8 protein-coding genes and 1 pseudogene are annotated in these 12,324 nt (G+C 59.9%); 5 read left to right on the forward strand and 4 right to left on the reverse strand.

Going from position 1 to position 12,324, the window contains the following annotated elements:
• Positions 1-15: 15 nt before the first annotated feature.
• Both H3V53_RS05565 and H3V53_RS05570 read right to left on the reverse strand, forming a co-directional pair.
• Positions 16-868, reverse strand: a pseudogene (locus tag H3V53_RS05565) (ATP-grasp fold amidoligase family protein).
• Positions 869-998: 130 nt separating this feature from the next.
• A complete protein-coding gene (locus H3V53_RS05570; protein ID WP_336597094.1) occupies positions 999-1,928 on the reverse strand; it encodes a GlxA family transcriptional regulator in 930 nt (309 codons plus the stop codon).
• 1,025 nt (positions 1,929-2,953) lie between these two features.
• Here H3V53_RS05570 and H3V53_RS05575 point away from each other — a divergent pair.
• The 5 genes from H3V53_RS05575 to H3V53_RS05595 all read left to right on the forward strand — a co-directional run bounded on the left by H3V53_RS05575 (position 2,954) and on the right by H3V53_RS05595 (position 10,229).
• Positions 2,954-5,299 (forward strand): polysaccharide biosynthesis tyrosine autokinase, encoded by a 2,346-nt coding sequence (locus H3V53_RS05575; protein WP_336597095.1) that lies wholly within the window; start codon positions 2,954-2,956, stop codon positions 5,297-5,299.
• A gap of 79 nt (positions 5,300-5,378) precedes the next feature.
• Positions 5,379-6,494: a glycosyltransferase family 4 protein gene (locus tag H3V53_RS05580; protein ID WP_336597096.1), complete on the forward strand. Its 1,116-nt coding sequence runs from the start codon at positions 5,379-5,381 to the stop codon at positions 6,492-6,494.
• 45 nt (positions 6,495-6,539) lie between these two features.
• Positions 6,540-7,550 carry a glycosyltransferase family 2 protein gene (locus tag H3V53_RS05585; RefSeq protein WP_336597097.1) on the forward strand — a complete coding sequence of 337 codons (1,011 nt, stop codon included), beginning with the start codon at positions 6,540-6,542 and terminating at the stop codon, positions 7,548-7,550.
• Between the two features lie 38 nt (positions 7,551-7,588).
• Positions 7,589-8,905 carry a lipopolysaccharide biosynthesis protein gene (locus H3V53_RS05590; protein WP_336597098.1) on the forward strand — a complete coding sequence of 439 codons (1,317 nt, stop codon included), beginning with the start codon at positions 7,589-7,591 and terminating at the stop codon, positions 8,903-8,905.
• Positions 8,906-9,041: 136 nt separating this feature from the next.
• On the forward strand, positions 9,042-10,229 hold the full coding sequence (locus H3V53_RS05595) for a glycosyltransferase (RefSeq protein WP_054920384.1): 1,188 nt from the start codon (positions 9,042-9,044) through the stop codon (positions 10,227-10,229).
• A 72-nt stretch (positions 10,230-10,301) separates the two neighbouring features.
• On the opposite strand, the gene H3V53_RS05600 is transcribed toward H3V53_RS05595, so the two are convergent.
• Both H3V53_RS05600 and H3V53_RS05605 read right to left on the reverse strand, forming a co-directional pair.
• Positions 10,302-10,955 (reverse strand): phosphatase PAP2 family protein, encoded by a 654-nt coding sequence (locus tag H3V53_RS05600; RefSeq protein WP_336597099.1) that lies wholly within the window; start codon positions 10,953-10,955, stop codon positions 10,302-10,304.
• A 30-nt stretch (positions 10,956-10,985) separates the two neighbouring features.
• Positions 10,986-12,287, reverse strand: coding sequence for an O-antigen ligase family protein (locus H3V53_RS05605; RefSeq protein ID WP_336597100.1), 1,302 nt, complete (start codon positions 12,285-12,287; stop codon positions 10,986-10,988).
• Between the last annotated feature and the right edge of the window lie 37 nt (positions 12,288-12,324).

Consider the following 12,324-nt stretch of genomic DNA (forward strand, 5'->3'; position numbering starts at 1 on the left):
ATGCACTGGCAGGGGTCACGTCAGAAGCTTGCCCCATTCATAGTCGATGTAGTCGGGGGTGAAGGGCAGCACGCCTGCACCCGGCGTGAATGTCAACTCGCCGAAGTACACGCGATTGTCTGGGGCATAAAGATCGACACGAACGTAATCGAAATCTTTTGCCAGTGTGGCAGCGGCACGCAGCACGGCATCCAGGTTCTCCGGTCTCGCGGGAGGCACGGGGCTGCGCGTGTACGGCCCGATCATCACGTCCGTGCGCCGCCATTGGGCGTCGAAGACGTCGCCGTGAGTGCTGCTGCCAAAGCGGTCCGTGATCAGCAGGATGTACATCAGCGGCCGCCCCGATGGCCCGCCAAAGCAGTGGATTTTAAAGTCTGCGGGAATCTGGCCGGAGCGGTCCAGCAGCAGCGCTTCGAAAAAAAATGCGCGGCTTGATCGTCCGATAGTGCCGCTCGCGCGCGACCCAATAGAACGACGTGGCGAGCCAACGGTCGGCGAGTGCCTTGAGACTTTCGAACGTAGTCGCGGATTTGTCCCTGACGATTTCGACAAACGTGCTGCCGTGATTGGCCTTCATCACAAATGAACTGGGCAGCGCATCGAACACTTCGCGCGTAAATACATCGGGCGCCGCAATGAGCGGAATCAGATGTTCTTCTCCAAGCTTCGCGGCAACGTATTCCCTTACGTCGATCTTGTCGGTCAATCGTACGTAGCGCGGATCGGGCCGAAGATTGCGTTGCAGGATCTTTTCGTTGAAGGTCGCGGGCTGCCGCAACCGCGGATAGCGGCCGATGCGTTTCTTGTGCAACAGACTGACGAACAGCGAATCGGGCAGCATCGCCTTGGCTTTCTCTTTCATTCTCATGACCGTGGATTGCGGCGAACGGGCGCTTGCCGCGTCCTGGTCCCGCAGCCGTTCATCGGTGGATCGACGCACTTGCGCAGCAGTGCGCGCATATTCTGTTATTGGCATGTCTGCGCTCTCCCATCTCCCGCTAGTCGGCCGACTTCATCAGCACATCGTCCGCGGCATCGCGTTCGCTGGGCTCGCTCTGTGCAACGACAGGAGGGACCACGCGGCTTCCGTTACGCAGGTGACGTAACGCGCGGAAGCTCGTCGGAGACATGCCGTAGCGGACCTTGAAGATACGCCCCAGCCGGTTTCCGTCGCCCATGCCGCAACGTCTTGCGATCTTGTCGATCGGCAAGTCCGTATCCATCAGCATGGAACAGACCACCTCGAAGCGCGTGCGAAGCAGGTATTCGAGGGGCGTCATGCCAAACTCAACCTTGAATCTGCGCTGATAGTTCCGTTTGCTCATGGCCGCGGAATCGGCAGCCTGACTCACTGAAATCGTCTTGCTGTAGTTCTCTCTGATCCAGCGCGCCGACTCGCGGATTTTCTCCGTAGTGGTCGCGACGCCGAGATCGTCTGCATCGGGCCGCATGCGCTCGTGCACGTGCGGTTGAAGCGCATGTGCGATACGGCGTGCAGTTTCCGCGCTGAGGTCGCGCTCTATCTGGACGAGCGCCATGTCGGTCGCCGTTGCGCCAGCGGGGCGCGTTTCCGACAAGCCGTCGTCGAGCACGAACACGGGCACGACGGTTTGGCCCGGGGCGCTCGACAAATCTGTCTTTTGCCGCGTGCAGGACGAGGCGCCCGAACCTTGCCGCGACAGCCACGATACGAGGTGCTCGCTCGACTGGGTCATAGGGTCGCCGCTGCATGCAACGAAGAATGCATGGAAATCGACGAGCTGATAGCGGTCCAGTTTCTGTGTCCAGATCGGAAAACTCGAGCCGCCCGTCACGAAGCCTCCCGACTCCGACAGCACCGAGAAGCGATAGGGCGGCTCGTCGCCCACTTGCTCTTCGAGCCTGTTCGCGAGGCAAAAAGCGTCGCCGATCGCTCCCGCTGCTGCCATCGAGCAATTCGGAGAGATGAGTAGACCAATGTGCTTTTCAAATTTCGGTTTTTCGGGCCGTCCATCGGCACGCCACGGATCTGTTTGATAAATCCCATTCACCGTTAGCTCTCCCAATTAATGCGCCACAATTCGACGCAAATCAGAATACCGTAGAGAAAAGGGACATGCGACAGTTGTCCGATTCGCGCGACCGAAGTGGCGAAATTGTTCGGATCGGGGAAATTCTTACTGATTAAAGAGGTGTGATGACCTGGTGTTTTCGCTAATAAGGCAAACTTTTCCTTACTTGAATTGGCCGATTTCGTTGAGTGAGAGATGCGCCAGATCGTCTGCAACGCTTGCCAAATAAGGGGCACGGCAGCAGCGGTTCGCATCGGGGCGATGTCAGGTTCAGCCGCACTGCTATTACTGTTGTGTTACGCCATTTAATTCCAGGCGTATCACTCTGTTACACGAATTTCAGATCGCAACAACTCTTTCCCTGTCAGTCACGCCATGTAACGTGTTCCACGATATCGGCCATTAGCACCCGAATTTAAGCCGGGTTTGTACTAATTTTATTTCTGCGCCGCTATGCTTCATCGCAACATCATTCGATCGCCGATTTGCGGGACCAGATGCGCTTTTTCATCGGAATTTACGGTCGCTCTCGAGCGATTCGCAGACGACATGGAAGCGCCAATGAAGGTATTCGGGCAAGCGGGAATAACGCATGCTCGACTGATGAGGTCTCTTCTGGCACGGAGACCGTCGAGTCCCAAGCAATCGTCGACGCCGGAAAAAGGACCGCGTATGAGTAAAACACGCTAGCTGCTTGCTCTTCCGTCCTCATGTTCTGACAGGGCATCTGGCGACCATCGGCTACTGCACGCCGCGTGGGTCGCTATTGCCAGCCGTCCCTTAAACCATCGGCCCGCGCGCGGCTGACGAACTTCTGTCGCGATTCTCCCGGCGGTTTCGACCGCCGTGGACGCGTGTATTCAGCAGTTCCGCAGCGTGCCCGAGCAACCGAACGTCAAAGGATGACTCCCGTGGATTATTACCCCTCGAACTCGCTACCTGTTGCCCCCGAGGTCGAGCGCGGGCAACTCAGCGCTCGTGAGATGCTCAACCTGATGCGGGACCACATCTGGGAAATCGTAGCCGCCACGGTGGTCGTATTTCTTCTTGCGGTCGCGTATCAGCTCATCGCCTCCCCCATCTATTCCGCCGATGTTCTGGTGCGTGTCGATCCGCCTGAGCCGAATGCACTGGGCCTTGCGCTTCAGAACCAGGAGACGCTCCCGCCCCCATCGCCTTCGCCGAGCACGGAAATGGGAGTGATGCGCAGCCGTTCGGTTCTCGATCCCGTGATCGACCGCTACCGCTTCGACATATCGGTCAAACCTCGCACGATTCCGATTCTTGGCGACATCGCGGACAAGTTCGCGACGCCAGGCCAGCCGAATGGTGCGTGGTTGGGGCTGAAGTCCTTCGCGTGGGGCGGCGAGGTGGTCAAGTTCGGCTATCTGAATGTGCCGCCGAACCTCGAAGAAGAGAAGCTGAGTCTCGTCGCGCTCGACGGCGGCGCATATGAACTGCTCGGTCCCTCGGGCGAATTGCTGTTGAAGGGCGAGGTGGGCAAGCCCGTCACAGGCAACGGCATTTCGGCGCAGATAGACCGGCTCGCGGCGCGTCCGGGCACGCGCTTCGAGGTGATTCGCTGGAACGCGGTAGATGCGACCAAGCGCTTCATGGATTCGATCAAGATCACCGACAAGGTCAAGGATTCGGGACTGATCGAGATCGAGTATGCGGACAAAAATCCTGCCAAGGCCGCTGAAGTCGCCAATGCGCTCGCGCAGCAATATCTGGCGTCCGCCATCGCGAGCCGTCAGTTGAACGACACGCAGACGCTCAACTTCATCAAGGGCGAATTGCCGCGTCTGCTGACCGACTTGCGCAAATCCGAAGAAGCGTTGAAGACGTACCGGGCCAAGGCCAATTCGATGCAGCCGACGGCGGAAGCGCAGTCCTACCTGCAAGGCGGACTCGATCTCGACAAGCAGATCGCGAGTCTGGAACTGCAGCGCACGCAATTGCTGGACAAATACGCGCCGCAAAGCCGGTGGATCCAGAGCATCGACACGCAACTGGCACAGTTGAAGAACGCGAAGTCGCAATTCGATAACCGCTTCTCGGGCATGCCTGCATCGGAACGCGAGAGCGTCGATCTGATTCGCGCGCAGAAGGTCGCGGAAACGGTCTACATGGGTATGGTGCAAAAGGCCGAGCAACTGACAGTGCGCCGCGCAAGCACGACGGGCGGCGCGCACGTTCTCGACGAAGCCGTCAGGCCGCATCGACCCGTCAAGCCCGATCCGCTGATCGTATTGCCCGGCGGCGCCGTGCTCGGTTTCGTCGCGGGCATCTTCATCGTGTTCATGCGCCGTCACGTGCTGGTGGGCGTCACGGACCCGCGTTACGTGGAGCGCCGTTTGAGCGTGCCTGTCGTCGGCGAAGTGCTGTTCAGTCATCAGCAGTCGATGCTGGATCGCAGCCTGCCTGCCGCTGCCCGCACGCCGCTGCAAGGCGGCAACCGGAATACGCCCGCCGTGCCGCGCGGCGCCGACGCGCCGGAGTTGACGGGCAACGGCGAGAAGATCGATCCGTCGTTTGGGACGAGCGGCAACAAGATTCTCGCCCAGCGCTTTCCGCACGATGCATCGGTGGAGGCGCTGCGTGCGGTCCGCACGGCAATGGCGCGCGATCTGGCGCACACGCGCAACAACATCGTGATGATCACCGGGCCGACGACGTCGGCGGGCAAGAGCTTCGTGGCCGCGAATCTGGCCACTTTGCACGCGGAAGCGGGCGCGCGCGTCGCGCTGATCGACGCCGACATGCGTCGCGGCCACCTCGCAGCATTCTTCAGCCAGAGCAATCGCGGCGGGCTGTCGGAAGTGCTCTCCGAGCGGCTTCCGCTGCGCGATGCGCTGCGTCATGTGGGCGTGGAAGGCGTGACGTTCATGTCTTGCGGCACGCGTCCGGAAAATCCGGCTGCATTGCTTACGCGGCCTCGATTCAGGGAAATACTCCAGCGTCTGGGCAACCACTTCGATCTGGTGATCGTCGATACGCCGCCGTTCCTCGCCGTCACCGACGCCTCGATCATCGCGAACGAAGCAGGCTCGTCGTTCCTCGTGTTGCGCTCCGGCATGCAATCGGAAGAAGAGATCGCCGACACGATCAAGAAGATCGAGCGCGCGGGCGGCCGTGTTGCGGGCGCTGTCTTCAATGGCATACCGCTACGCCGCAGCACGCGCAATTACGGCTACGCGACCAACTATGCGAGCGACTTCGGCGACGTCGAAGCGGCCAGTTCATAGCAGAACGTTGTGCGCCAACACTGCGCTCAGCAAGTCAAGAACACCGGCACACGTGCAATCTGGTCAGGCGGAGAAATACATGGCATTCGCGATCAACGGAAAATTCACCTCGCAACCCATTACAGGCGTTCAAAGGGTTGCGTACGAATTGACGAGAGCAATGCAATTGCGCGAAAGCCCAGGCGACGAACTGGAGATTTTCGTGCCGCAAGACGCGAGGGAGCCGGGCGCATCGCTAAAGCGGCAGCGCCGTTTTCCGTGGCTGCGCGGCACGCTGTGGGAGCAGATCACGCTGCCGATTGCGGCGAGAGGCAAGACGCTTGTGAACCTGTGCAACACGACACCGCTTCTGATGCGCAGGCAGGTGGTCATGGTGCACGACATGGCCGTGTACGACGTGCCGCATGGCTTCTCGAAGAAATTCCTGCTGTGGTACCGGCTGCTGTTTTCGGTTCTTCCGCGCATGGAGCCGACGGTGCTGACCGTCTCGGCGTTTTCGAAGCGCCGCATCTGCCATCACCTGAAGATCGACGAATCGCGCGTCGCGGTCATTCCGCCCGGCGCCGATCATCTCGATCGCGTCATACCCGACTACGGCGTGATGGATCGCCTGCAGTTGAAGGACGACGCGTATTGCGTGATCGTCGGCAGTCTCGATCCACGCAAGAACCTTCAGCGCGTACTGGAGGCGATTGAGAGCCTGAGTCATTTGCGCGAGGTCCGCTTCGTGATCGTCGGCGGCAGGAACCAGCGGATATTCGCGAGCGAAGGGCTCGACGCGATGTCGCGTTCGAGACAGATCGTGTGGGCCGGTTTTGTGTCGGACGGTGAATTGAAGGCGCTTTACGAGCGCGCGGGCTGTCTGGTGTTTCCGTCGCTCTATGAGGGTTTCGGGCTGCCGCCGCTCGAAGCGATGTATTGCGGATGCCCTGTTATCGCATCGACGCGTACGTCGATTCCCGAAGCGTGCGGCGACGCCGCAATGTATTGCGATGCCACTTCCGCGCAGGACATTGCCGAAAAGATCTCGCAGATGATGAGTGTCCGCTCGCTGCGGCAGGAGTACCGCGAGAGAGGCATCGCGCATGCGCGCGAGTATCGGTGGGATCGGTCGGCCAAGAAGCTGCTCGATGTTCTGTACGGCAACGAGAGCGAACACGTGGCGCAACTGTCGCCGCGTGCATCGACAAGCTGAGTAGTGCGTGGAGCACCATTGAATTTATCCATTGCGTCGGATCCTATGAAGCAGATCGCCATCGTCATTTGCAACTACAACTACGAACGCTTCATCGCGGAGGCAATCGACTCCGCGTTGGCGCAAGACTATCCGGGCACGCGCGTGATCGTGATCGACGACGGATCGACGGACCGGTCGCGGGAGATCATCGAATCGTACGGATCTCGCATCGAGCCCGTGTTCAAGGAGAACGGCGGCCAGGTGTCCGCCTACAACCTTGGCGTGGAGATTCTGGATACGGAATTCGCGATCTTCCTCGACTCTGACGACGTGCTGTATCCGGGAACGGTTTCGGAGGTGATGCGCCAGTTCGAGCAACACGGCGTAGCAAAGGTGCAATTTCGACTCGATGTCGTCGACGATGCGGGCAATCTGACGGGTGCGTACGTTCCGAACACCGAACCGCCCGCCGATTGCGCGAGTTTGCTCAAGAAGGGCTGGCTGTATCCGTCGCCGCCCGCATCGGGCAATGCCTATCGGGTGGGCGCGTTGAAGCGGGTTTTCCCCGTGCCGGAGAGCGGCATCAATCGCTACGGCGCGGATTTCTACGCGATCTACGGTGCGGCGTTGACGGGGTCCGTCGCGACGATTTCGCGATCGCTCGGCGCGTATCGCGTGCATCGTTCGACGACGCCCAGCGTGTCGTTCGCGAACTCCGAGCAGATCACCAAGGCGCCGAAGGCATTCAGGGAAAGATGGGCGACGTTGCGTGATATCGCGCACGAGCGTCTGAATCTCGAACTGCCGTCGGCTTTCCACGATTTCGCGCACGAGAAGGCCTATTTCGGTTCGAGTCTCTATCAGGCGCCCGTAGGCGCGCGCTGGCGCTGGATGCTGAACGAATCCCGCGCCTATCTGCACTCCATCGTTGCGAATCCGTTCTGGAGCCTGAAAAAGAAGGCCGGGACACTTTTTCTGTCGAGCCTTTGCCTGTTGCCGTATTCGCCTCTTTCCGACTTCGTGATTCGATACATCACCAATCCGCTTGCGCGTCGCGGAACGGTCGAGCAATAACGGGCACGACATGAGTTGCGGCAATCGAAGAGGTGGGAATGAACGGTAAGAAGAGCGCTAACGTCATCGCATTCGTCTACGGCGGATATCTGATGAGATACGTGTATCTCATCATTGTCGTGCCGTTCTACGGTCGCGTGCTTGGCGTCTCCGAATACGGACGCGTTCTGGCAGCGATGTCGCTGATGAACGTGATCTGGATGCTGACGAGCTATGGCTTCACGTTTGTCGGCATGCGCGAAATATCGAAGGCGCAGAACCCGCGCGAATGTAACGCCATTCACTCGCAGCATCTCAGCGCAAGGCTGTTGCTCGCTGTAATAGGCGGGTCGATCGGCGTCATCGCGACGTATTGCTCGCCCACATTATCCGAGCGGCCGCTGATCGGCCTTCTCGCGACGACGCTCGGCATCGTGTCCGCGTTGAATCTGGGCTGGCTCTATCAGGGCCGGCACCACTTCCGCACGCCGATCATGATCGAGGTGTTCGGCTTTGCCGTGAGTCTCGTGCTCGTGCTCAGTCTGGTCAGAGGGCCGGCGGATTCGGTGTGGGTCGTCGCCAGCCTGCTCACGGCGGGTGTGCTTTCGCTCGCCATTTCATACGGCCTTGCAACCTGGCAGATAGGATGGCCGCGCCTTTCGACTGAGGGTATCGTGCCGCTGCTGAAGGGCTCGACGATGCTTTTTTGCTATTCGTCGGGATCGGTGGTGCTCACGGCATCGTCGACGTATCTGCTCACGCTGCTGTCAACGCCCGCGCAGGTCGGCTACTTCGGCGCCGCCGAGCGCTTTGCGACGATCGGATTGAGCCTGATGGGGCCCGCGTCGCAAGTGTTTATTCCGACCATTTCACGCCAGCTCGCGCAGGGCGACAAGGCGGGCGCGCATGCGACGACCCGGCACGGCGCGATGCTGCTGCTCGGTTACGGACTGCTCGTGTTCTGCGGCGCATTGGCGCTTTCGCCGATCGTCATGCCGTTGATCCTCGGCGAAGCATTCGGACCGAGCGCGCGCGTATTGCAGTGCTTCGCATGGATGTTTCCGTTTGCCGCCTTCAACGAGTTCGCGGCGTTCTACGTGTTCGTGCCGCGCCGCAAGGACAAGCTGCTCGCGATCGCGGGCGCGGCGTCCGGCGCCGCCAATCTGCTCGCAGCGCTCTGGCTCGCGCCGCGTTTCGGCGCAGAAGGCATGGCGTTCGCTCGTGTATTCGGTGAGCTTTCGTTGTCCGTCACGCTGCTGTTTCTCATGTTCAAGCTGGAGCTCATTACGCTGTTGCCGGGCGCGGGACGCGCGATTGCAATGGCAAGAGTTGCGTGGGGCGTCAGAGGGCAGGCGGGCGCGGGCAAGGACGAGTGATGCAGAACAAGCAATCACGAGATGCCGTGGCGGCGACAAAACGTTCCTTCGCGCATGAACGCGACGGACTCGAACGCCGATGGTTGGCGCGGGGTGGGGAAGTAAGAATGGATCGGATGAGCAAATGGAGGTCACAGTGAAAGTTGCGATTGTTCACGACTGGCTAGTGGTAACGGGGGGCGCGGAGAAAGTACTGCAGAACATCATCGAGTGCTTTCCGAACGCGGACCTGTATTCGCTCGTCGATTTCATGGAAGACCGATCGTGCATCAAAGGCAAAGCGGTGAACACGTCGTTCATTCAGCGTCTGCCGTTTGCGCGCAAACGCTATCGCTCGTATTTGCCGTTGATGCCGATTGCGATCGAACAGCTCGACCTCTCCGGCTATGATCTCGTCATTTCGAGTTCGCACGCCGTCGCCAAGGGCGTGCTGACCGGGCCGAACCAGATGCACGTGAGCTATGTGCATTCGCCGATCCGCTATGCGTGGGATCTTCAGCATCAGTACCTGAGAGAATCGCACCTCACGGCGGGCGTCAAATCGGCAATGGCGCGCGTGCTGCTGCATTACATCCGCGGCTGGGATTCGCGTTCGGCGAATGGCGTCGATCATCTCGTCGCGAACTCGAAGTTCATCGCGCGCCGGATCAAGAAGGCTTATCAGCGCGACGCGACCGTCATTTATCCGCCCGTCGATCTGAATCATCTGCCGATGCGCGAGAGCAAGGACGACTTCTATGTCACTGCATCGCGCATGGTACCGTACAAGCGTATCGATCTGATCGTCAAGGCGTTTTCGCAAACACCTGAGCGGCGTCTCGTCGTGATCGGCGACGGGCCCGACATGAAAAAGGTCAAGGCAGCCGCCGGCGATAACGTGACGATTCTCGGCCACCAGCCGTTCGACGTGCTGGTCGATCATCTGCAGCGTGCTCGCGCATTCGTGTTTGCCGCCGAGGAGGACTTCGGCATCTCCGTGGTCGAGGCGCAGGCTTGCGGCACGCCCGTCGTCGCGTTCGGCCGGGGCGGTGCGCTCGAATCGGTGCTTGGCTTGCCGCGTGAACGGCCGACAGGTGTGTTCTTCGAGGAGCAGACGACGGAGTCGCTACTCGAGGCTTTGCAGCGCTTCGAACAGTATCCGGGTTTGTTCGATGCGCGCCAGTGCCGCAAGAACGCCGAGCGGTTCTCGTCGGAACGATTCAAGGCGGCATTGACGTCGTTCATCGACGCGCGCATGCCTGGCAGCCTCTTCGACCGCACCCTTCCTTATCCGATTCACGAAGAGGAATCGGCGTTGGAAGAAGACCGCCATCTGATCGTTTGATCGCGCGGGAGCGCCGGCGTACTTCGCAGTACGTTTTCTTAAGGCGTGATCCGCGTTCCTGCCGTGCCGCCTTCAGTGCGGACCACGGCCACCCTCAATGCCATGTATGTGCAGCGGAATGCGCCCGCGTGAGAGCACGCAGGCGAGACGGGGCGTGTGTTCGCGCAACGTCACGGACTTTTCCTCGATGAGATCCTGAAACGGCGCGGTGTGCCCATAGGTCAAGACGGCAACGGCGATCAGGGAGAGCGTCGACCACACGGGCAGAAACGGCTGAAACGGCTGCAATGGCATCCGCAGCGCCACCCGCAGGAAGCTCACGGCGGCGATGGTGCCGACTATCCAGCCCAATGTGACTTCGGATATCGAATGCGAGTGTCCGTGCACACGGGACGCACCCGTCAACGCACCGAGCAGCAAGCCAGCGACGATGCCTGGGAATGCCGGCTGCCGCCACCACCTCAATTGCAGCGCGATCGCCACGGCCCATACCGCAGTGGAAAGCGTCGTGTGCCCGCTGATGACGCGAAAATGTGCGAACGGAATGGATACGCCGTATGAGTAGTAGAGAATCTTTGTCGCGCCGACCAGCAGCATGCCGCAGCCTAACGTGACGACCCAGCGAAGCGCGAGGCGCAGATCGGTCTTCGCAATCCAGATTGCACACACCGTCGCCACGGGCAGTGTGACGGCAGCGTCGCCTACATTCGAGTAAAGAGTCCACATGTGGGGTTGTTCACCTCATTGTCGCGGGCGTCACGGGATGGATGTGTTACGTCCCGTGGCCGCCGGATAGGTCGGAGCGTGATGTCGATACGGCGGCTGCACGCGGAACGCGTTGCGCGCCGGTTCGGGCTTGGCAACGCGCACCGGGCGCGACGCCAGCAGCAGCGAAATGACGAGGGAAAGAATCAGCACATTGGACGGCGAGACCAGACGATGTTCCGTCGCGGCCATCACCAGCAGGCACACCGATGAAATCTCGACGAACCGGTACGCGGCGAAGTTTCTGCCGTGCTCCATCAACGCGCTGCGCGCGGCGCCATTCTGGCTCCACTTGATCAGCTTCCAGTAAAAACTCAGCAGCAGCGTCAGCCCGACGATGCCGAGTTCCGCGAGGAAGTTCAGATATGAATTGTGCGCGTGCGAGTCGCTATGTTCGACGACGATATCGGACGGTATGCCGAGCAAGCCGAAGTACGACGTGACGTTGCGGATCTGGTCGTCGAAAGAACCGAATCCCATCCCGACAATCGGGCTCTGGCGGAAATAAGTGAGCGCGCGCGGCCACAGCCATTCATAACGTATGTCGAGGTTCGCCACCTTGGCGTCCGAATTCTGGATGGTGAACGTGTAGCCCATGTAGTCTACGTTGGGCCGCACGTGGTACATCGCCATGGCGAGCGATCCGACCAGCAGGCAGGCAATCAGCGACGCGAGAATCAGGCGCTTGCGCCCGAAGTACAGATAGGGAAGAACGGCTAGCGCGCCCAGCAAAGAGCCGCGGCTGTAGGTGGAAAAGAGCATCAGGCCGCACAACGCGATCAGCGCGAGCACGATACGGCTGCGCTGCTGCAGATAGCAGGCGACGCCCAGGCAGAACAGCATGGCGAGGAAACCGCCTGCCGCATTACGCGCGATGAAGAAGCTACCGAAGCTATCGTCTGGATGTTTGAAGATACTGAGCAGGCCATTCTGTACGAGATACAACGCGTAAGGCGGAATGTTGACGACTACCGCGAACACGAAAAAGGCGCGTAACAGCTTGTTCATGTCCCAGCGATGCGCGTAGAGACAGCCCGCGAAAATAGGCGCATACGAAATGAAGTAGTTGCCGTCCCGACGATAAAAGTCGAATTGGGTCAGTGAATGCGGATCGTAGAGCAGCGTCGAGACCAGAATCAATAAGGTCAAAGCTGTCAACGGCGCGATGAACGACGGGTAGCTTCTGCCGAAAAAGCGCCATGCGCAAAGAATGATCGGCAAGAATCCCACTGCGCTAACGGGCACCAGATTGGTGACGGTCAGAAATAGCGCAAATACCGATATATAAGCCATGTCAGCTCTCGTGAAGTCCAGGTGTGCGTCATGCAGA

Source organism: Paraburkholderia bengalensis (genome assembly GCF_037126505.1).
Taxonomy (GTDB): domain Bacteria; phylum Pseudomonadota; class Gammaproteobacteria; order Burkholderiales; family Burkholderiaceae; genus Paraburkholderia; species Paraburkholderia bengalensis.